At 66.0% G+C, this 19,763-nt stretch carries 18 protein-coding genes; 1 reads left to right on the top strand and 17 read right to left on the bottom strand.

Going from position 1 to position 19,763, the window contains the following annotated elements; genetic code table 11:
* Nucleotides 1–35: 35 nt before the first annotated feature.
* From AAHB17_RS19120 to AAHB17_RS19110, 3 genes are all read right to left on the bottom strand, one after another.
* On the bottom strand, nt 36–839 hold the full coding sequence (locus AAHB17_RS19120) for an enoyl-CoA hydratase/isomerase family protein (RefSeq protein ID WP_342132393.1): 804 nt from the start codon (nt 837–839) through the stop codon (nt 36–38).
* 110 nt (nt 840–949) lie between these two features.
* The gene (locus AAHB17_RS19115; protein ID WP_342132392.1) at nt 950–1,807 is read right to left on the bottom strand and encodes a 3-hydroxybutyryl-CoA dehydrogenase; all 858 of its coding nucleotides are present in this window, start codon (nt 1,805–1,807) and stop codon (nt 950–952) included.
* A gap of 35 nt (nt 1,808–1,842) precedes the next feature.
* Complete coding sequence (locus AAHB17_RS19110) at nt 1,843–3,021, bottom strand: acetyl-CoA C-acyltransferase family protein (RefSeq protein ID WP_342132391.1); 1,179 nt, start codon at nt 3,019–3,021, stop codon at nt 1,843–1,845.
* A 174-nt stretch (nt 3,022–3,195) separates the two neighbouring features.
* On the opposite strand from AAHB17_RS19110, the gene AAHB17_RS19105 reads away from it, so the two are divergent.
* The gene (locus AAHB17_RS19105; RefSeq protein WP_342132390.1) at nt 3,196–3,366 is read left to right on the top strand and encodes a hypothetical protein; all 171 of its coding nucleotides are present in this window, start codon (nt 3,196–3,198) and stop codon (nt 3,364–3,366) included.
* 11 nt (nt 3,367–3,377) lie between these two features.
* On the opposite strand, the gene icmF is transcribed toward AAHB17_RS19105, so the two are convergent.
* The 14 genes from icmF to AAHB17_RS19035 form a co-directional block, all read right to left on the bottom strand.
* The gene (icmF, locus tag AAHB17_RS19100) at nt 3,378–6,671 is read right to left on the bottom strand and encodes a fused isobutyryl-CoA mutase/GTPase IcmF (RefSeq protein WP_342132389.1); all 3,294 of its coding nucleotides are present in this window, start codon (nt 6,669–6,671) and stop codon (nt 3,378–3,380) included.
* 162 nt (nt 6,672–6,833) lie between these two features.
* A complete protein-coding gene (locus AAHB17_RS19095) occupies nt 6,834–7,709 on the bottom strand; it encodes a MaoC/PaaZ C-terminal domain-containing protein (protein ID WP_342132388.1) in 876 nt (291 codons plus the stop codon).
* The gene (locus AAHB17_RS19090; protein WP_342132387.1) at nt 7,706–8,077 is read right to left on the bottom strand and encodes a Zn-ribbon domain-containing OB-fold protein; all 372 of its coding nucleotides are present in this window, start codon (nt 8,075–8,077) and stop codon (nt 7,706–7,708) included. The genes AAHB17_RS19095 and AAHB17_RS19090 overlap by 4 nt, the downstream gene beginning before the upstream one ends.
* 5 nt (nt 8,078–8,082) lie before the next feature.
* A complete protein-coding gene (locus tag AAHB17_RS19085; protein WP_342132385.1) occupies nt 8,083–9,225 on the bottom strand; it encodes a thiolase family protein in 1,143 nt (380 codons plus the stop codon).
* Complete coding sequence (locus tag AAHB17_RS19080; protein WP_342132384.1) at nt 9,222–10,493, bottom strand: CaiB/BaiF CoA transferase family protein; 1,272 nt, start codon at nt 10,491–10,493, stop codon at nt 9,222–9,224. The genes AAHB17_RS19085 and AAHB17_RS19080 overlap by 4 nt, the downstream gene beginning before the upstream one ends.
* Nucleotides 10,486–11,619, bottom strand: coding sequence for a CaiB/BaiF CoA transferase family protein (locus AAHB17_RS19075; RefSeq protein ID WP_342132382.1), 1,134 nt, complete (start codon nt 11,617–11,619; stop codon nt 10,486–10,488). The genes AAHB17_RS19080 and AAHB17_RS19075 overlap by 8 nt, the downstream gene beginning before the upstream one ends.
* An 8-nt stretch (nt 11,620–11,627) precedes the next feature.
* A complete protein-coding gene (locus AAHB17_RS19070) occupies nt 11,628–12,794 on the bottom strand; it encodes an acyl-CoA dehydrogenase family protein (RefSeq protein WP_342132381.1) in 1,167 nt (388 codons plus the stop codon).
* Nucleotides 12,779–14,332, bottom strand: a complete 1,554-nt coding sequence (locus tag AAHB17_RS19065; protein WP_342132379.1) for a class I adenylate-forming enzyme family protein — start codon at nt 14,330–14,332, stop codon at nt 12,779–12,781. Before AAHB17_RS19065 ends, AAHB17_RS19070 begins: the two co-directional genes overlap by 16 nt.
* Nucleotides 14,333–14,342: 10 nt before the next feature.
* On the bottom strand, nt 14,343–15,110 hold the full coding sequence (locus tag AAHB17_RS19060) for a crotonase/enoyl-CoA hydratase family protein (protein WP_342132378.1): 768 nt from the start codon (nt 15,108–15,110) through the stop codon (nt 14,343–14,345).
* Between the two features lie 10 nt (nt 15,111–15,120).
* A complete protein-coding gene (locus AAHB17_RS19055; RefSeq protein WP_342132376.1) occupies nt 15,121–16,101 on the bottom strand; it encodes a Bug family tripartite tricarboxylate transporter substrate binding protein in 981 nt (326 codons plus the stop codon).
* A 173-nt stretch (nt 16,102–16,274) separates the two neighbouring features.
* The gene (locus AAHB17_RS19050) at nt 16,275–17,423 is read right to left on the bottom strand and encodes a thiolase family protein (RefSeq protein ID WP_342132375.1); all 1,149 of its coding nucleotides are present in this window, start codon (nt 17,421–17,423) and stop codon (nt 16,275–16,277) included.
* Between the two features lie 5 nt (nt 17,424–17,428).
* Nucleotides 17,429–17,860 (bottom strand): hypothetical protein, encoded by a 432-nt coding sequence (locus AAHB17_RS19045; protein WP_342132373.1) that lies wholly within the window; start codon nt 17,858–17,860, stop codon nt 17,429–17,431.
* A gap of 24 nt (nt 17,861–17,884) precedes the next feature.
* Nucleotides 17,885–18,853 (bottom strand): NAD(P)H-dependent flavin oxidoreductase, encoded by a 969-nt coding sequence (locus AAHB17_RS19040; RefSeq protein ID WP_342132371.1) that lies wholly within the window; start codon nt 18,851–18,853, stop codon nt 17,885–17,887.
* Between the two features lie 26 nt (nt 18,854–18,879).
* Entirely contained in the window at nt 18,880–19,677 is a 798-nt protein-coding gene (locus tag AAHB17_RS19035) for an SDR family NAD(P)-dependent oxidoreductase (protein ID WP_342132370.1), read from the bottom strand.
* Nucleotides 19,678–19,763: the final 86 nt, after the last annotated feature.

Raw genomic sequence — 19,763 nt, 5'->3', positions numbered from 1 at the left:
AGTGCCATCAGTGGGCAAGACTCATCTTTGAGGGCTTAGGTCCCAACAAATCGTGGTTTTTTCTTCCCCAGGAAGGCAGTGACACCCTCCTGAAAATCTGCTGTCGATACGCAGGCAAAGAAGCCGGCGGCTTCGGCGTCGAGTTGAGTATCCAAGCTGTTTTCAAAAGACGTGCGCATCAATCGCTTTAAGTGCCCATACGCTTTGGTTGGGCCGCTTGCCAACTGGTCGACGAACGCCATAACCTCCGCCTCCAGGCTGTCGGTAGGCACTATCCGATTGATCAACCCCAGTCGCAGAGCTTCATTTGCGTCAATCGGAGTGGGAAGCAATGCAAATTCGAGCGCCCTGCGAAGGCCTATTTGGCGTGGAAGACCCCATGACGTGGAACAATCGCAGCTCGCGCCGATCCCGGGATAGGCTAGGCTGAAACGCGAGTCCTGCGCAGCGATCACCAAGTCACAGGCAAGCATCAAACCCAGACCTCCACCGGCCACAGCACCTTGCACGCTGACAACCACTGGCGCATCCATTTCGGCAAGTAGACGCAACGCTCCATGCATGCCAGCAATCAGCGCCTCAGCGACCTCCAAGGGGGCTTTGCTGATAGCAGATAAATCGCCTCCAGCCATGAAAGCGCGGCCCGCAGAAGACAACCATACGACCCGCACGTCTCGGTCCATGGCGATATCGACACAAGCTTGAAAAAAGCCTTCCGCAAGTGGAACGCTAATCGCGTTCAACGCATCAGCACGATTGAATTGTATGTAGGCCACTCCCCCATCTCGCCAATGCAAGACAGGTTGGTGTGATTCAATAGGACGGTTGGGGTAGCTCATGTCGATATTCAAGTTGAAAGGTGGGACACGTTGTCAGCGCTTCAATTTCGATCTAAGAGTCATTTGATTTGACACACAAATGTCCGCCCTTGGGTCATGACGACTCCTGCTTAAGCGGCTTGATAGGAGTAGAAACCTTTGCCGCTCTTGCGCCCGTACCATCCAGCAGCAACCATCTCCTTGAGCAACGGGGCGGGGCGATATTTGGGATCGTTGAAGCCTTCGTAGAAGACCCCCATCACCGCCAACAGGGTGTCCAGACCGATCATGTCAGCCAACGCCAGCGGTCCGATCGGATGGTTGCAGCCTAGCTTCATGCCAGCATCGATGTCAGATGCCGACGCCAATCCCTCCTGCAACACGAAGATCGCCTCGTTGATCATAGGCACCAGGATGCGGTTGACCACGAAGCCAGGCGAGTTTTTGGTGGTAACGGCCGTCTTGCCGATGCGGGTCGCGAAGGCGAGCATAAGTGCGTGGGTGTCGTCCGAAGTCTGCAGGCCCCGGATCAATTCCAGCAGCCCCATCAATGGCACTGGGTTGAAGAAGTGTGTGCCGATGAAACGCTGTGGCCGGGACAGTGCTGCAGCCAGCTCAGTGATGGAAATAGACGAGGTGTTGGTGGCGATAACAGCATGCTCAGCCATCAAAGCTTCGGCCCTCCTCAGAATCGATATCTTGACGTCCTTGCATTCAGTGGCCGCCTCGATCACCAGATCACTTCCTGCCAGATCTTCGTAGACTATAGATCCATGAATACGCCCGAGGATGGCGTCACGTTCGGCGATGGCAAGTCCATTCCTGCGGACCAAGCGCTCTAGGCTGGCGTTGATGGCTGCCATGCCGTGTTCTACAGCCGACTGCGATACATCGATCATCGCGACCTTCAGGCCTGCCGCGGCACACACCTGTGCGATACCGTTACCCATGGTTCCCGAACCGATGACGCCCACATTGCTGATGTTCATGGTGAAATTTTCCTTTAGATGCTGCAAAAGGGGCCTTACACCCGCTCGAAGATGGCGGCAATGCCCTGCCCGCCACCAATGCACATGGTCGCCAGGGCATAGCGGCCACCGGTGCGGTGTAATTCGTGAATGGCCTTGGTCGCAATGATTGCCCCCGTAGCGCCCACTGGATGTCCAAGGGAAATACCGGAGCCGTTGGGGTTGACCAAAGCAGGATCAAACTCTAGTCGTCGCGATACCGCACAAGCCTGTGCCGCAAATGCTTCATTCGACTCGATCACGGACAAATCGCGGACGTTCAGGCCCGCCCGCTCCAACGCCTTGCGGCTGGCCGGAACCGGTCCTAGTCCCATCAAGCTTGGGTCTACACCGGCGTGTGCCCAGCTCACCAAGCGTGCCAAAGGTTTGAGGCCGTGCTCCCGAACTGCGCGTTCGTTTGCCAAGACAAGCGCCGAGGCGCCATCGTTGATCCCCGATGCGTTGCCAGCAGTCACTGTCCCATTCTTGTCGAATGCGGGTCTCATGGCTGCAAGTTGATCCTGTGTCACATCACTGCGAACATGCTCGTCGATCTCAAAACGAGCGATTTTCTTCCCTTGCTTGACCTCGACTGGGACTATCTGGCTAGAAAATCTACCTTCAGCAATCGCACATGCCGCGCGTTGCTGGCTGGACCAAGCCAACTCATCTTGCATTTCTCGGGTAATCCCGTCGACAGCAGCCACATTCTCGGCCGTAATACCCATGTGAATCCTGCTCAACGGATCGTGCAATATGCCCAGCATGTAGTCTTGGACCACGCCATCGCCCATCCTTTCCCCCCAACGGGCCCCATCCAACATATAGGGTCCGCGGCTCATCACCTCAGCACCAGCCCCTATCACCACATCCGCATCACCTGCGCGAAGAGCCTGTGCAGCCAAAAGAACCGCCTGTAGACCGGAACCGCACAAGCGGTTGACGTTGAAAGCTGGCGTCTCCACCGGAATTCCCGAATTCAATGCCGCGACGCGTGACAAATAGGCATCTCGCGGCTCCGTGGGAATAACGTTCCCCATCACGACGTGGCCAACACTCGCCGGCTCAACCGATGCGCGCTTCAGAGCTTCACCTACGACCAAAGTTGCGATGTCTGCCAACTTGGTTTTTTTCAGGGATCCACCAAAACTGCCAATTGCCGTACGAACAGCACTGATCACAAAGACCTCTTCCATATGATTCCTCGAGTTTCAATTAGCTGCAGACAAGAAATTTCTCAGCGAAGATGCAAGCGGTCTACCCACCCTTCGGGCTGCCAAACTCAATAACGACAACAACTCTGGATCACGGTTTTTGGCAACCACAGACTCGCAATAGGACCACTGACTACCTGCTACAGAAGCACCGGCTTGAACCGCTATCGACAAGCGAATCACTGCGAGGCGGCCATGACCAAAAGAGATGCTTCTCTCGAGAAGTGCCAATGCCGCCTCAGCACCGAGCGCAAGTTGCGCAGGCTGATTTTGGGATCGCAACGCATCACTGCATTGCCGCTTCATTCTCTTGACAAACTGGCGTGACACATCAAGCCTCACATGTTTCTGCGGTACTGACCGCCGACCTCGAAGAGGGCGCTGGTGATCTGCCCCAGGCTGCACACCCGCACCGCGTCCATCAGCACGTTGAACACGTTCTGGTTCTCGATCACCGCCTGCTGCAGGCGCTTGAGCATGGCCGGTGCCTGAGCCTGGTGGCGCTCGTGGAAGGCGGCCAGCCGCTGCAGCTGGCTTTGCTTCTCTTCCTCGGTCGAGCGCGCCAGCTCCAGCGTCTCGGGCGTGGTGTCGCCGTGCGGGTTGCGGAAGGTGTTGACGCCGATGATGGGCAGCTCGCCGGTGTGCTTGAGCATCTCGTAGTGCATGCTCTCGTCCTGGATCTTGCCGCGCTGGTAGCCGGTCTCCATGGCGCCCAGCACGCCGCCACGCTCGGCGATGCGCTCGAACTCGGCCAGCACCGCCTCTTCCACCAGCTCGGTCAGCTCCTCGATGATGAAGGCGCCCTGGCTGGGGTTCTCGTTCTTGGCCAGGCCCCACTCGCGGTTGATGATCAGCTGGATGGCCATGGCGCGGCGCACGCTGTCCTCGGTCGGCGTGGTGATGGCCTCGTCGAAGGCGTTGGTGTGCAGGCTGTTGCAGTTGTCGTAGATGGCGATCAGCGCCTGCAGCGTGGTGCGAATGTCGTTGAACTGGATCTCCTGCGCGTGCAGTGAACGGCCCGAGGTCTGGATGTGGTACTTCAGCTTCTGGCTGCGTTCGTTGGCGCCGTACTTCTCCTTCATGGCCACGGCCCAGAGGCGGCGCGCCACGCGGCCCATCACGGTGTACTCCGGGTCCATGCCGTTGCTGAAGAAGAAGCTCAGGTTGGGCGCGAAGTCGTCGATGTGCATGCCGCGCGCCAGGTACGCCTCCACGAAGGTGAAGCCGTTGGAGAGCGTGAACGCGAGCTGGCTGATCGGGTTGGCGCCCGCTTCGGCGATGTGGTAGCCCGAGATGGACACCGAGTAGAAGTTGCGCACGTTGTGGTGCACGAAGTACTCGGCGATGTCGCCCATCACCTTCAGGCTGAACTCGGTGCTGAAGATGCAGGTGTTCTGGCCCTGGTCTTCCTTGAGGATGTCGGCCTGCACCGTGCCGCGCACATTGGCCTGGGCCCATTCGCGGATCTTGGCGGTTTCGGTGTCGGTGGGCTCGCGGCCGTTGTCGGCCTTGAATTTGTCGATGTTCTGGTCGATGGCGGTGTTCATGAACATCGCCAGGATGGTGGGTGCCGGGCCGTTGATGGTCATGGACACCGAGGTCGTCGGGTTGCACAGGTCGAAGCCGTCGTACAAGACCTTCATGTCGTCCAGCGTGGCGATGGAGACACCCGAGTTGCCGACCTTGCCGTAGATGTCCGGGCGCAGGTCGGGGTCGTTGCCGTAGAGCGTGACCGAGTCGAAGGCGGTGGACAGGCGCTTGGCAGGCATTCCTTCGCTCACCAGCTTGAAGCGGCGGTTGGTGCGAAAGGGGTCGCCCTCGCCGGCGAACATGCGCGTGGGGTCCTCGCCCTCGCGCTTGAAGGCGAAGGTGCCGGCGGTGTAGGGGTAGCTGCCGGGCACGTTGTCCAGCATCAGCCACTTGAGGATCTCGCCGTGGTCCTCGTACTGCGGCAGGCTGACCTTGCGGATGGTGGTGCCGCTCAAGGATTTGGTGGTGAGCGCGGTGCGGATTTCCTTGTCGCGGATCTTCACCACGTACTCGTCGCCGGCGTAGGCCTGCACCATCTCGGGCCACTGTTTGAGCAGCTTGCGCGCATCGGCGTCCAGGTGCAGTTCGCGCACCTGCGCCAGGTCGATGGCCGCTTCGGCGGCGCGGGCGCGGTCGGGCTTGTCCTCGGTCAGCATGCGCGCGGCCTCGGTCAATTGCTGGATCTCGCGGGCCAGCCGGGCCTGGGCGCGCGCGCGCTTCTTGTAGCCGCGCACGGTGTCGCTGATCTCGGCGAGGTAGCGGGTGCGCGCACCGGGCACCACCGGGGTCTGGTTGGTGCTGTGGCGCACGTCCACGCGGGGCAAGGCGCCCTCGGCGAGCGTCAGGCCCAGCGCCGTCAGCCGGCCCTTGAGCGCCTGGTACAGCGCGGTCACGCCGTCGTCGTTGAAGCGCGCGGCCATGGTGCCGAACACCGGCATCTGTTCGGTCGGCGTGGTCCAGGCCTCCTTGTTGCGCTGCACCTGCTTGCTCACGTCGCGCAGCGCGTCCAGCGCGCCCTTGCGGTCGAACTTGTTGATGGCCACGAACTCGGCGAAGTCCAGCATGTCGATCTTCTCAAGCTGGCTGGCGGCGCCGAACTCGGGTGTCATCACGTACATGGGCACGTCCACGTGTGGCACGATGGCCGCGTCACCCTGGCCGATGCCCGAGGTCTCGACCACGATCAGATCGAAGCCCGCCACCTTGCAGGCGGCCACCACGTCGGGCAGGGCCGCGCTGATCTCGCTGCCGAAGTCGCGCGTGGCCAGCGAGCGCATGAACACGCGCGGGCCCTGGCGCCAGGGTGAGATGGCGTTCATGCGGATGCGGTCGCCCAAGAGGGCGCCGCCGCTCTTGCGGCGCGAGGGGTCGATGGAGATCACGGCCACGCGCAGGCTGTCGTTCTGGTCCAGGCGGAAACGGCGGATCAGCTCGTCGGTGAGCGAGGATTTGCCGGCGCCGCCGGTGCCGGTGATGCCCAGCACGGGCACGCGGGTGTTTTTGGCGGCGTCGCGCAGCTGGTCCACCAGCGCGCCATCGGCCTTGCCGTTTTCCAGCACCGTGATCAGCTGGGCCAGGGCGCGCCAGTGCATTTCACCGTGGCCCTGGATGGCTTCGACCGAGGCCGGCGCGTAGGGCGCCAGATCCTGGTCGCAGCGCATCACCATCTCGCCGATCATGCCGGCCAGGCCCATGCGCTGGCCGTCCTCGGGGCTGTAGATGCGTGTCACGCCATAGGCCTGCAGCTCGCGGATCTCGGGGGGCACGATCACGCCGCCGCCGCCGCCGAACACCTGGATGTGGGCGCCGCCGCGGGCCTTGAGCAGGTCCACCATGTACTTGAAGTACTCGACGTGCCCGCCCTGGTAGGAGCTGATGGCGATGCCTTGCGCGTCTTCCTGCAGGGCGGCGGTCACCACGTCGTCCACGCTGCGGTTGTGGCCCAGGTGGATGACCTCGGCCCCCATGCTCTGCAGGATGCGCCGCATGATGTTGATGGCCGCGTCGTGGCCGTCGAACAGGCTGGCGGCGGTGACAAAACGCACCTTGTGGGTCGGGCGGTAGTTGGCCAGGGCTTTGAATTCGGCGGACAGGTCGGTCATGGCGGTCTGGAGGAAAAGGCGGCCGTGGAGAGGGGTTTGGTTGACGTTTACGTAAACGTCAATTCGAAATGGGTACTGCAGTGCGCGGCTGGTGTCATACAGGACTGCTTCTTCCGCAAGATTCGGGTTGCATTGCCCGGTATTGTTCAGTACCCCCTTGTTTTACCGAAGCTCTGCTCGACCGTAGTCGAGCACGACCTGGCTGCGTTGCGTGGACCAGGCTCTGAAGGCGATGGCACCTCGATCCTCGTGCATCTCGAAGCGAAGGGTTTCTCCGGGAAACACTGGTGCCGAGAAACGTACGAACAGGCTTTTCAGCCGCTGTGGGTCACAAGCGCACCACTGCGCGAGCATGACTCGGCCAGCGATGCCGTAGGTGCATAGGCCGTGCAGGATGGGGCGCGCAAAGCCCGCCTTGATTGCTACCGACGGCTCGGAATGCAGCGGGTTGCGATCCGCGCACAGGCGGTACAGCAACGCCTGCTGCGGCAGTGTGGCGATCTCGCAGACGCGGTCGGGCGCGCTCACTGGAACCGGAGCGGGCGCGGTCAGTGCCTCGTCGGTCAGCCCCGCCTCTCGCGAGAAGCCTCCATCACCACGCGCGAACGTGGTGTGGCGCACCGTCGCCAGCTTCGTGCCGTCGGACTTGTCGAACAGTTCCTTTTCGTAGGTGATCGTCGCGCCGCGCCCGGTGCCCTTGTCGACGATGCGGACCACGCGGTGATGGGCCAGTACGGTACCGGCTGCGGGCAGCGGCCGGTGGATTTCGAGCAACTCGTCGCCGTGCACGATTTTCGAGAAGTCGATGCCAGTGGCAGGATCGTTCATCCAGGAGCCAGGAAAGCCGAGCACCACCGCCATCGTGGGCATGGCCAGCGGCAGGCCTGGACGCACGTCGTTTACAAACTGAAGTTGGTTCTCGTCGACCGGGTCGTCGCCCAGGCCGATCGCGAGCGCGTAGCGCATCGTGTCGTCTGTCGTGTAGGTGTGCTCGATGACAGGAAACGGCCAGTCGCGCAGCGTGCGGTAGTCGATCATTGATCAGAACTCCGGTAGTAAACGATGAGGTCGATGCCGGCCCGGCACTCGGCGCGTGCCGACACTGGGTCACCGATGGCCAGGCCGGGCGTGCCGTGGGCCATGACCCGCGCGCCCTCGTCAAGGTCAACCAGCACGAGGGTATAGGGCACCAGCGCGCGGAACGCGTCGGAGGGCGCGCGGGTGACGGCGGTCACCGCGTACACGGTGCCATGGCCGGCGGCGTCGTGCCAATCGAGGCGCGGTCCGCCGCAGCGTTGGCACGCCAGGCGCGGCAGCGTCTGGGCCACGCCGCAGTCGGCGCAGCGCTGGTAGCGCAGCACACCGCGGGCGACGCCATCGAGATAGACAGAAGCGGTGGGGATCATGTGGCTCAACCCTCGCGGGACAGGACGAGGCACACGTGCGACGACATCACGCCCCCGTCCGCATGCACCAGGGCGTGCGTGGGCCGGCCGGCCTGGCGCTCGCCAGCGCTACCGCCGAGCTGCCGCACCGCCTCCACGGCATGGGCCATGCCGCCCGCCACGCCGCAATGGCCGAAGGACAAAAGACCGCCGTGCGTGTTGAGGGGCAGCGGGCCGCCGGGCGCGAAGTCGCCGCTGCGCACCCGGGTGGCGGCGCCGCCGCGCGGTGCGAAGCCGATCTCTTCCAGCAGCATGGCCAGGGTGATGGTGAAGGAGTCGTAGATGCCGAGGTGGTCGATGTCGGCCAGCCGCAGCCCGGCTTCGTCGAGGGCGCGCCGCGCGGCTTCGGCGGCGCCGCAGCCAAGCACGCTGGCCATGGCCGTCAGGTGCTGGTGCAGGTGCGCCTGTCCGGTGCCGCGGATCGTGATGCGCGGGCCGCCGGTCGCATCGGCCGCAACGACCAGCGCCACAGCGCCGTCGGAGATCGGGCAGCAGTCGAGCAGCTTGAGGGGCGTGGCCACCGGCTTGGACGCCAGCACCTCAGCCGCCGTGACCGGCGTGCGCAGGTGTGCGCCGGGGTGGCGCACGGCGTTGGCGCGCATCAGCACCGCCAGTTCGGCCAGGTCCTCTTCGCGGGTGCCGGTATCGTGCATGTAGCGCGAGGCCAGGAGGGCGTAGTAGGCCGGCACCGAGGCGCCGTTGGGCACTTCGTGCGTGGCGTCGCCGACCTGGGCCAGGGTCTGGATCGCGCCGTCGCGCGTCTGTCCGCTCAGTCGGTTCTCGCCCGCGACCACGAGCACGCGGCGACAGCGCCCGCTGCGCACCAGGTCGCCGGCCAGCATCAGCATCGCGGCGCCGGTCGCGCCCCCCAACTGCATGCCATGCGCATAGGCCGGACGCAGGCCGAAGCGCTCGCAAAACAGCGTCGAGAGCATCAGGTGCGGCAGCGTGGTGGCGTAGCCGCACAGCACCCCGTCGATCTCGCCGTGCGCGAGTCCGGCATCTTCCAATGCATGCTGCGCGGCCTCGGCCATCAGTTGCAGCGCATCGCGGCCCTCATGCCGCCCGAAGGCCGTCTGGCCGACGCCGGTGATGCAAGGAAGGCTCATGTCCCATCGCTCCCCTGCACAGGCGGCTGCGCGACGGGCGAGTCAGCAGGCAGCAGTTGTTTCAGCAACTCGGGCGCCAGGCCGAGCTCGCCCAACACCTGCGCAGTGTGCTCGCCAAGCCGCGGCGGCATGGCAGCCGGCACCACGCTGGCGCCGAGCTTGATGGGCGATCGGGTGAAGCGATAGTCGCCTTCGGCGCCGTCCTTCACGGATTCGAAGAGGCCCACCGCACGCAGGTGCGAGTCCTGTTCTAGGTCCTCGAGGCGGTTGACCGGCGCGCACGGAACGTCCAGGGCCTCGCACAGGGTGATCCAGTGCGCAGTACTCTGCTTTTCCAGGATGCCCGCCATGAGCGACAGCAGTTCGGCGATGTTCTGCGTGCGCGCCGTGATGTTCGCGAAGCGTGGGTCCGTGGCCAGCCCGGGCTGGCCGATGGCTTCGAAGAAGCGGCGCCAGTTCTCGTCCGTGTACGGCATAACGCAGGCGTGGCCGTCGGCCGTGCGGTAGGGCCGGCGCGACGGGGCCAGCGTGCGCGGGTAGCCCAGATCCTCGGGCCGCGCCGGCTGTGCATCGCCCTGCGCGCTCAGGTGCCTGGCGTAGAAGTGCTCGACCAGCAGGAACGACACCATGCTCTCGAACATCGGCACCTCGATGACCTGGCCGGCCCCGGTGCGCTCGCGCTGGTAGAGCGCGGCAATCACCGCATGCACGGCCATCTGGCCGCAGATCTTGTCGGCCGCCACGGTCGGGAAGTAGCGCGACTCGCCTGACTGGCGCTGCACCAGGTCGGCCGCCCCGCTGAGCCCCTGGACGATGTCGTCGTAGGCCGGCGCGCCGGCATAGGGCCCGCCGTCGCCGAACCCGTGCAGCCCCACAAAGATCAGGCGCGGATTGCGTGCGCGCATCGCTTCGGCCGACAGCCCTAGCCCCGCCAGCTTTTGCGGCCGCACGTTGTGGATGAAGACATCGGCCGTGTCCGTCAGGGCGAGCAGGGCCTCCCGGGCCGCGGCCTGCTTGAGGTTCAGCACCACGCTGCGCTTGTTACGGTTGGAGCCGAGGAACAGCGAGCCCATGCCTTTCTCACGGGCCGGCCCGTTGAAGCGCGTGCTGTCGCCGTCGGGCGTCTCGATCTTGATGACGTCGGCGCCGTAGTCGGCCAGCGTCTGCGTGGCGTAGGGTCCGAAGATAACGGTGGTCAGATCGACCACGCGCACGCCGCGCAGCGCGGCGTCCGGGGTGGGGTCAGCGGTGGCAGTGGATTCAGGCATGGGTGGCTCCGGAGGCTTTCAGCGCCTCGATGTCGGCCGGACTGCAGCCGGCCAGGGTCAGGATCTCGTCGGTGTGCCGGCCGAGCGGCGGGACGGCCGCCAGCGCCGGTGCCGGGGCGGCGGAGAAGCGCGGCGCCGGTGCGGCCTGCAGCACGCCGCCCGGCGCGGCATAGACCGCGCGCGTGGCCATGTGGGGATGCCGTGCCGCTTCGTCGGGGCGGTGGACCGGTGCGAAGCAGGCATCGCTGCCTTCCAGCAGCCGGCACCATTCGTCGCGGGTCTTCAAGGCGAACACCTCGGCCAGCGCCTGCCGTTGCGCGGGCCAGTGGCTGCGATCCATCTGGTCGGCAAAGCGGGGGTCGCCGGCGAGGCCGAGGCGCTGCATCAGTTCCGCGTGGAAATGCGCCTCGAGCGCCGCCACGTTGACCCAGTGGCCGTCGGCGCAGCGGTAGCTGTGGGCCCAGTGGCCGCCGTCGAGCAGGCTGTCGCCGCGCGCGAAGGTGCCGTCGCGGCCCGCCACCACGCCGAGCAGCAGGTTCATCATGTGAGCCGAGCTGTCGACGATGGCAGCATCGACGATCTGCCCACGTCCGCTCGTGCGGGCCTGCAGTACGGCGGCCAGCAGCCCCACGGCCAGGTAGAGCGCTCCGCCGATGTCCCCCACCAGGGTGGGCGGCGCCACGGGCGCCTCACCGGGCGGGCTGGCGTACCAGAGCGCGCCTGACAGCGCGATGTAGTTGCTGTCGTGCCCGGCCACCTGCGCGAGCGGGCCGTCCTGGCCCCAGCCCGTCATGCGACCGTAGACCAGCTGCGGCCGCCGCGCGAGGCAGTCTTCGGGGCCGAGCCCGAGGCGCTCCATCACGCCGGGACGCATGCCCTCGATCAGCACGTCGGCGCCGTCCAGGAGGCCCAACACCACGTCGCGCGAGCGCGGGTGCTTTAGGTCGAGGGCGACGGAGCGCTTGCCACGATGGACGATCTCCATGGGCCGCGCCTGTCCAGGTAAGGGCGCGGGCCGTTCCACCGCGATCACATCGGCACCGAGGTCGGCCAGCAGCATGCCGCAGAAGGGGCCCGACCCGATACCGGCGATCTCCACCACGCGCAGGCCTTGCAGCACGGACATGGCGGTGCTCAGAAGGCGGACAGGCCGGTGAGGGCCTTGCCGATCACGAGGCGCTGGATCTCGGAGGTGCCTTCGACCACGGTGCCCTCGCGTGCCTTGCGGTACAGCTTCTCCAGCCCGAACTCCGGGCTCAGACCGTAGCCGCCGTGGACCTGCACCGCACGGTCGACCACGCGTTGCGCCGCCTCGGTGGCGTACAGCTTGGCCATCGAGGCCTCCAGGGCGCAGGGGCGGCCCTGGCGGGCGAGTTCCAGCGCGCGGTAGCACAGCAGCCGTGCGGCGTCGATCTCGACCTGGCTGTCGGCGAGCTTGGCCTGGATCAGCTGCTTGGCGCCGATGGGCGCGCCGAACTGGGTGCGCTCGCGGGCATAGGCGATCGCGGCCTCCTGTGCGGCCAGCGCGTGGCCCACGGCGCTCAGTGCGACGAAGGTGCGGGCTTCCTGGAACTGGGCGAGCATCGCGCCCAGGCCCTTGCCGTCCGTGCCCAGCCGGTTCTCCTGCGGCACCTCGATGTCGTCGAAGGCCAGCTCTGCGGTGCTGATGGAACCCATGGTCTCCAGGGGCGTGGCGTCGAAGCCGTGCTCCTTGCGGTCCACCACGTACAGGTCGAGCTGCCCGGTCTCGACCGAGCGCGCCAGCACAGTGACGAAATCGGCGTACTGGCCGTTGGTGATCCACACCTTGCGCCCGCTGATGACGTAGCCGCTGCCTTTGCGCGTGGCGCGCGTCTTCACCGCGCTCACGTCGGAGCCGCCCGAGGCTTCGGTGTTGGCCGAAGCGGCGATGCACTCGCCCGCGCCCAGCGGGGCGAGGTACTTGCGCTTGACCGCCTCCGAGCCGAAGCGCGAGAGGATCAGCCCGACACTCTCGTTGATAAAGGCATTCTGCGCGATCTCGCAGGTGTTCTGCACGCCGGCCTCGTAGAGCAGCCCGGCGGTGAGCGGGTCCAGGCCCAGCCCGCCGTCGGCCGCTGGCCAGCGTCCGTTGCCCAGGCCGAAGGGGATCATCTTGCGCAGCAGCGGCTGCAGCACCCCGCGCGGCAGGTCGCGCTGGCCCCGGTGAAGCTTCTGCATCGGCTGGATCTCGTTGCGGCAGAACTTCGCGAAGGCGTCCACCGCCTCGCGCTGTTCTTCCGTGACGAAGGGCCACACCGGGTTGCTCAGATCGATCGCCACTCGTTCCTCCAGAACTTTTCGCGCACCTCGCGGCGCAGCAGCTTGCCCACCGCGCTGCGAGGCAAGTCGTCCCAGAACTCCACGCTCTTGGGCGCGTACACGCCGCCCAGTTTCTCGCGGCACAGCGCGGCCAGCTCCTCGGCGCTGACCTGCTGGCCCGGCTTGAGCTGCACCACGGCCTTGACCGCCTCGCCCCACTTGTCGTCGGGCACGCCGACCACCGCGCAGTCGAGCACGGCCGGGTGAGACTGGATGACGGACTCGATCTGCGCCGGATAGATGTTGAAGCCACCCGATACGATCATGTCCTTGAGCCGGTCGACGATGGTGATGTATCCGCGCGCATCCTTGATGCCGACGTCGCCGGTGTGGCGCCAGCCGAAGCGCGCGATCTCCAGCGTCTCCTGCGGCTTCTTGTAGTACTCGCGCATCACCATGCTGCTCTGCACAACGATCTCGCCGCGTTCGCCTGGCGGCAGGATGTTGCCGTCGGGGTCCATGATCTCGAGGCGCACCGTCGGCACCGCGCGTCCGGTCGAGCGCAGTACCGCCTCGTCGAAGCCGCCGTCGGGCAGCAGGTAGTCCTCCGGCGCCTTCACCGCCAGGGGCATGAAGCATTCGGTCTGGCCGTAGCCTTCGTAAACCACCGGCCCGAACAAGCTCACCGCCTCCTTGTATTTCTCGGGCGACACTGGTGCCGCGCCGGTGAGGAAGACCTTCAGCGAACTGAAATCGGAGGTCTTCGCGCGCGGATGGGCCATCAGCATGTACATCAGGGTAGGCGGCACGAAGATGCTGGTGATGCGGTGCCGCTCGATCTGGTCGAACACCTGGGCCGGGTCGCTCATGTTCATCACCACCACCGCGCCGCCCGCCACCAGGGTGTGCAGCGCGGAGATGCCGCCCGCGTGGGTCAGCGGTGCCACCGCGAGGTGCCGCGTGCTGGGGCTCTTGCGGTACGCGGTGATGCCCGACAGCGCCGAGATCTCCATCGCGCGGTGAGTGTGCAGCGCGGCCTTCGACGGCCCGGTCGTGCCGCCCGTAGGCTGCAGGAAGCAGGCGGCGTTCGGGTCCTCCGGCTGCGCGTGGAACGGCTTCCAGTGGCCGGCCATCCACGTGTCGAGCGAGATGCCGTGCTCGGACTCGCGGTCGATGCAGACGAAGCGCCGGGTCTTCGGCAGGCCGTGCTGGAGTTCGGGAATCACGCTCTCGTAGCTGCTGTGGAAGAACACGAACTCGCAGTCCATGTGCGCCAGCACCTCGATGTTGACGTTCACCGGATTGCGCGTGTGCGCCGACAGCCACACCATGTCGGCCCGGTTGATGGCCAGCAGCAGCAGCGGCACGCGCAGGTGGTTGGGCGCGTACAGCGCGATGTGGGCGCCGGGCGCCAGGTCGGGCTCCGCCTGCAGCGCGTGGGCCGCGGCGTGCACGAAGCGCTGCGCCTGTGCGAAGTCGATGACGAGATCGTCCTCGACCAGGGCTGGGTGCGTCGGCTGGCGGGCGGCGACGCCGTCGAAATAGTCTGCAATGCGCATTGGCAGCTCCTCAGTGGCCCAGCCAGACAGGCGGGCGCTTCTCGGCGAAGGCCCGCAGGCCTTCCTTGAAATCATGCGAATCCAGCACAGGCTGGACCGCAGGCACCTGCTTCTCCCAGGCCTCGGCGTCGGTCCAGCGTTCCGTCATCGAAGTCCAGGCGATTTCCTTCGACGCGCGCACGGCGAGCGGCGCGTTGGCGGCGATCAGCGCCGCCAACCGTAAGGCCTCTTCCATTACTTGGCCAGGCTCCACGAGGCTGTTGACGTAGCCGAAACGGTGCATTACCTCGGCTGACTTCGGCTGGGCAGTCAGGAGCATCTCCATCGCTAGTTGGTAGGGTAGGAGCCGTGGGAGGCGGAAACAACCGCCGCCCAGGGCTACCAGACTGTGCTTGGCCTCGGCTAGCCCAAACATCGAAGAGGAAGAGGCCACGATCAGGTCGCAGCACAGCGTGAGTTCCATGCCCCCGGCCAGGGCATGCCCCTCGACGGCGGCGATCAGCGGCTTGAGGGGCGGCTTGCGGAAGATACCGAAACCGCCACGAACCTTCGACACGGCTCGCTCGCCGCGCGCGGCGGCCTTGAGGTCCTGGCCGGCCGAGAAGGTCGGACCCTTGGCGCACAGGATCGCCGCTCGCAGTTCGGACGATGATTCATAGCGGTCCATTACGGCTTCCATGTCGTCCGCCATCGCCTTGTCGAAGGCGTTGCGGGCGTCGGGCCGGTTGAGCGTGACGATAAGAATGGGGCCGTCCGTTCGGGTTTCGATGAAGCTCATGATCTGCTCCTCACTGCGGCTCCACGCCAGCGCGCTCGGCGACGCGCTTCCAGCGTTCGGTCTCGGAGAGCTGGTAGCGCCGCAGTTCCTGCGGCCCGGCCGGGAAGATCTCGATGCCGAGCTTGCCCAGGGCGGCGACGGTCTCTGGCTCGGCGTTGATCTGCTGCATCAGTGCGGCGAGCTTCTCGACGATCGATTGCGGGGTCTTGGCAGGTGCGAGCAGGGCAGTCCAGCTGTAGACCTCATAGCCGGGCACGCCGGCCTCGGCAGCGCTGGGCACATCGGGTAGCAGTGTATGGCGCCGCTCCGACGACACCACCAGCGCACGCAGCTTGCCGGCATGTATCAGCGGCAGCACGGCGGAGACGTCGGCGATCGAAAAATTGACGACACCGCCTGCCGTATCCACTAGCGCGGGCCCGGCACCCTTGTATGGAATGTCCTGGAACTGAACGCCCAACTGCTCTGAGAGTTGCTCGACGTAGAGCCGGAAACCTGATCCGCCCGCGCCGTAGGTCAGTAGCCTGGGCTTCTTCTTCGCGGCCTCGGCCAGTTCCGCCAGGGTCTTGTAGGGCGAGGTGGTGGGCACGACGATCGCGTTGATTCCCCTTGCCATGCGCGCGACAGGCACGAAGTCGGCGATAGGGTCGTAGGGCAACTTCTTGAACAGCGCCGGCTGCATCGCGATGTTGTTGGCGGCGAAGTAGAGCGTGTAGCCATCGGGGTTGGCCCGGGTGACGGCCTGCGCCGCGATGAAGGTCTCGCCACCGGGGCGGTTGTCCACCACGATGGATTGCTTGGTGAGTTCCTGCAGGCGCCGGGCATAGAGGCGCGCCGTGGTGTCGGCGCCGCTGCCTGGCGGGAAGGGAATGATCAACGTCACCGCCCGCGCCGGGTAGTCCGCTTGGGCCCAGGCCGAAGGCAGTGGGCTGGCGAGCGGCAGGACGGCCATAACCGTGAGCAGGACACGGCGGCGCTGGGAAATTTTCATGCTAGTGTCTCCGTAGGCCGGTCAAAGCCGGCGAGTGTTGTTAATGAAAGGGGCATGCGTTGAAGGCCTGGCCCGATATGGCGGCCCCGTGCCGTGCGCGTGCGATCTCGGGGTCGCGGGTTGAGGCGTTGACGGCACCACGCACGGGCCAGCTATCGAGTTGTGCATATCATTCAATTGCGGCTCAGCACATGGGCATCGGCGACCGCGCCCAGGCCCACCATGTGCGCCAGCCCCAGCGTCGCGCCGGGCTGCTGGCGCGCGCCGGCCTCGCCGCGCAACTGCATCGTGATCTCGCCGATCTGGCCCACGCCCGTCGGCCCGATCGGATGTCCCATGGCGATCAGGCCTCCGGAAGGGTTGACGGCCACCTGGCCGCCGATGTCGAACGCGCCTTCCTTGAGCAGCCGGACGGCCTGGCCCGGCCCGCAGATGCCCATAGCCTCGACATAGTGCAACTCTTCCACCGCGAACGCATCGTGCAGTTCGATCACGTCGAGCTGGCCGGCCCGGGCCCCAGCCTGGGCCAGCGCCATCTCGCTGACGCGGCGCGTCAGCTCGGCGTCGAAGCCCACGCCGGGCGGATAGACCACCTCACTGATCGCCGCCGAAGCCGCGACTCGCACCGCGCGCGCGCTGTCCAGACCCAGCCGGCGGATGCCGTCTTCCGAGGCGATCACCACCGCCGCGGCGCCTTCGCCCACCGGACAACATTGCAGCGCGGTCAGCAGGCCGGACACCGGACGGCCCTTGAGCACCTCTTCCAGAGTGCGCGCTTTCTGGCGCTGGGCGTTCGGGTTCTTCGCGCCGTTGCCGTGGTTCTTGACAGCCACGCGCGCAATGTCATCGATGCCGGCGTCGAACTGCTTCATGTAGGCGTCGGTCAGCAGGGCGAAGTGCGTGAATGGCGCGATCTCCCCGGCCGCGAGGTCCTCGATGCCGGTCTGGGTCGACGCCTTCTCGGCGCGGACGGGCTTGTCCACGCCCACCACTAGGCCGACGTCGCTCATGCCGGAAGCGACCTCTATGCAGGCATGCCGGAAGGCGGTCGAACTGGATGCGGAGGCGTTCTCGATGTGCACGATGGAGCTCTGGTTCTCGCCCAGGTGACTGAGCATGGGCCGGCCGCAGGCCATGCCCAGCAGGGCCGTGCCGACGTAGCTGGTCTCCACGTCGCGCCATGCCACCCCGGCGTCGGCCAGTGCCTGCCGGACGGCGGTGAGGCCGAGCTGCACGTAGGGGGTGCCTGAGAGCTCCTGGTAGCGATGCCAGCCCACGCCGACCACATAGACCGGGCGCAGTTGAGCCAGTGTTATGCCCATGATGTTCAATCCTTCGGGGAGGGCGATGCAGCGGCAACGAAACGCAGGTCGCGCACCGTGCCACCCGATTCATCGGGGATTTCTTCGAGCCGGGTCACCAGCACGGCGCCGGGAGCGAGCGGCAGCGCATGCGATGCGCTCAGCAAGCCGCGAACCAGCGGCCCGTCGTCCATCGCCACCTCGACAACTGTGAAGGGCGTGGCGGGCAGGGGCTTGGGGTGGATGTGGACCGTCGCGATGGCGTGCAGGCGGCCGCGGCCTGTCAGCAGCACGTCCTGCAGGTCTTCGCCATACTCGCCCGAAACCTGGCAGCCGTAGCGCTGCGGCGGAAAGCTGACATGACCGCTGCGGGACCGGACCGCGCGCAGCGCAGGGGCATCAGGCAAGGCGGGGGTGCCCTGTTCGGCATAGAGACCGGGGCGCAGCAGTGGAATCATCTGTGGATCTCCGATGGAAGCCATTCAGGCGCCGCCGGCGGCGAACTGCCGCCGCGCGTTCAGGTACTCGCGCTCGATGCGCTCGACCAGGGCTGCCGTGGTATTGATTGCAGACACCGCGCTCACCGAATGGCCCGCGCTCCAGACGTCCTTCCATCGCGCGGGCCTGTTACCACCTTTGACTTGGCTGAACAGCTCGCGCGCCTTCTCGGGCGTGATCGATTCGTCGAGCGTCGCCGGATCGAGGCCGGCAGCCCGCAGCGAAGGCGCCAGCAGGCTGGCCGGGATCCCGTTGAGCGCCCGGGTCAGCACGACGTCGTCCGCACTGGCGTCGACCAGCATCTGCCTGTAGGCGTCGGGGGCCATGCTTTCCTGCGTGGCGATGAAGCCGGTGCCCATGTAGGCCAGGTCGCAGCCCAGCACCTGCGCAGCCAGCAGCGAGGCGCCATCGCCGACGCCGCCGGCCAGCACCACCGGCCCGTCGAAGAAGGCGCGCACGGCACGCACGAAGGCGAAGCCGTTGAGCCAGCCGGTCTGGCCGCCCGCGCCCGCGGTGAGCAGGATCAGCCCGTCCGCGCCGGCGTCGATGGCCTTGCGGGCGTGCTTAATCGTGGCGACGTCGGCAAACACCAGGCAACCGGCATCGTGCAGGGGTTCTACCACCGGGGCTGGGGAGCCCACGCTGGTGATGACCATCTCGACGCCGTGGCGGACCAAGCACGCTACATCTGCGCGCAAGGCCGCGGGCTCGCGGTGCATGATCAGGTTGGGGCACCAGGGCGCCGCCGGTCGTGGGCCGTCCTTGAGCTCGGCCACGATGCGCACGATCCAGTCGTCCAGGCCGCTGGCGTCACGCGCGTTCAGCGTCGGGAAGGCGCCGACGACGCCACTGCGGCAGGCGGCGATCACCAACTCTGGACCCGAAACGCGCAGCATTGGCGCAGCGATCAGCGGCAGGCGCAGGCGTCGGGTGATATGGGCGGGGAGTGTCATGGCGGGTTCTCGTGGCGACGGCGGGACTACATCGAGAAGCTGAAGCCACCGTTCACCGGGTAGGTCTGTCCCGTGATCCAGCTGCTCGCGCCCGAAGCCAAGAACAGCACCATCGCGGCGACGTCGGAGGGTTCGCCGACGCGGCGCACAACGTACTGGGCCAGTGCCTTCTTCATAAATTCCGGATTGGCAAGCGCCGCGGCGATGGCAGGCGTATTGGTCGCGGCGATGGCCACGTTGTTGACCGTGATGCCGTAACGCCCGACACTGCGCGCGATACCGCGCGTCAACCCGGCTGCGCCTGCCTTTGCCGCCGAATAGGCCTCCAGGCCATGGCCTTCACCCGCGCGCCCGGCGTCGGAAATGATGGTCACGATGCGACCGCTCTTGCGCTCGACCATCCCCGGCAGGGCGTGCCTACAACAGTTCATCACCCCGTCCAGGTTGACTGACAGATAGCGCTTCCAATCGGCAGGTTCGGTCTCCCAGAACGGCCTGCGCTCGCCGCCGCTGCCCTGGCTGGCCCCGGCATTGCCAGCGTTGTTGACCAGAATGTCAACCTTGCCAAAATGCGCATTTGCCTGCTGGAACATGCGCGCCACGCTATCGTAGTCGGTCACGTCCGCCTGGATGCCCAGGGCTCGGCCACCGCTGCGCACGATCTGATCGGCCATGCCGCGGGCGCGCTCCTCGACGTAGTCGTTTATCGCGACGCTTGCGCCATGGGCGGCCAGCATCTGGGCGATGCCCAGCCCGACGCCTTGGCCTGCGCCCGTGACTAAAGCCACCTGGCCTTCGAGGTTGAGAATGTTACCGACGCTCATGGGGTGCTGTCTCCTTTCTTCTGTTGCACGGGATAGACTATGAAACGGAGATGTGTACTGGTGATCGTCGGTACCGACGATTCGCT

This window comes from Hydrogenophaga sp. OTU3427, assembly GCF_038440225.1.
Classification (GTDB): Bacteria; Pseudomonadota; Gammaproteobacteria; order Burkholderiales; family Burkholderiaceae_C; genus Hydrogenophaga.
The sequence above is the reverse complement of the archived record's forward strand: the minus strand, read 5'-3'. Positions and strand labels throughout refer to the sequence as shown.

What these genes read in the sequence shown, in the direction of transcription:
- AAHB17_RS19120 (WP_342132393.1), bottom strand. Translation starts at nt 839, where the DNA reads ATGAGCTACCCCAACCGTCCTATTGAATCACACCAACCTGTCTTGCAT.
- AAHB17_RS19115 (WP_342132392.1), bottom strand. Translation starts at nt 1,807, where the DNA reads ATGAACATCAGCAATGTGGGCGTCATCGGTTCGGGAACCATGGGTAAC.
- AAHB17_RS19110 (WP_342132391.1), bottom strand. Translation starts at nt 3,021, where the DNA reads ATGGAAGAGGTCTTTGTGATCAGTGCTGTTCGTACGGCAATTGGCAGT.
- icmF (WP_342132389.1), bottom strand. Translation starts at nt 6,671, where the DNA reads ATGACCGACCTGTCCGCCGAATTCAAAGCCCTGGCCAACTACCGCCCG.
- AAHB17_RS19095 (WP_342132388.1), bottom strand. Translation starts at nt 7,709, where the DNA reads ATGATCGACTACCGCACGCTGCGCGACTGGCCGTTTCCTGTCATCGAG.
- AAHB17_RS19090 (WP_342132387.1), bottom strand. Translation starts at nt 8,077, where the DNA reads ATGATCCCCACCGCTTCTGTCTATCTCGATGGCGTCGCCCGCGGTGTG.
- AAHB17_RS19085 (WP_342132385.1), bottom strand. Translation starts at nt 9,225, where the DNA reads ATGAGCCTTCCTTGCATCACCGGCGTCGGCCAGACGGCCTTCGGGCGG.
- AAHB17_RS19080 (WP_342132384.1), bottom strand. Translation starts at nt 10,493, where the DNA reads ATGCCTGAATCCACTGCCACCGCTGACCCCACCCCGGACGCCGCGCTG.
- AAHB17_RS19075 (WP_342132382.1), bottom strand. Translation starts at nt 11,619, where the DNA reads ATGTCCGTGCTGCAAGGCCTGCGCGTGGTGGAGATCGCCGGTATCGGG.
- AAHB17_RS19065 (WP_342132379.1), bottom strand. Translation starts at nt 14,332, where the DNA reads ATGCGCATTGCAGACTATTTCGACGGCGTCGCCGCCCGCCAGCCGACG.
- AAHB17_RS19060 (WP_342132378.1), bottom strand. Translation starts at nt 15,110, where the DNA reads ATGAGCTTCATCGAAACCCGAACGGACGGCCCCATTCTTATCGTCACG.
- AAHB17_RS19055 (WP_342132376.1), bottom strand. Translation starts at nt 16,101, where the DNA reads ATGAAAATTTCCCAGCGCCGCCGTGTCCTGCTCACGGTTATGGCCGTC.
- AAHB17_RS19050 (WP_342132375.1), bottom strand. Translation starts at nt 17,423, where the DNA reads ATGGGCATAACACTGGCTCAACTGCGCCCGGTCTATGTGGTCGGCGTG.
- AAHB17_RS19045 (WP_342132373.1), bottom strand. Translation starts at nt 17,860, where the DNA reads ATGATTCCACTGCTGCGCCCCGGTCTCTATGCCGAACAGGGCACCCCC.
- AAHB17_RS19040 (WP_342132371.1), bottom strand. Translation starts at nt 18,853, where the DNA reads ATGACACTCCCCGCCCATATCACCCGACGCCTGCGCCTGCCGCTGATC.
- AAHB17_RS19035 (WP_342132370.1), bottom strand. Translation starts at nt 19,677, where the DNA reads ATGAGCGTCGGTAACATTCTCAACCTCGAAGGCCAGGTGGCTTTAGTC.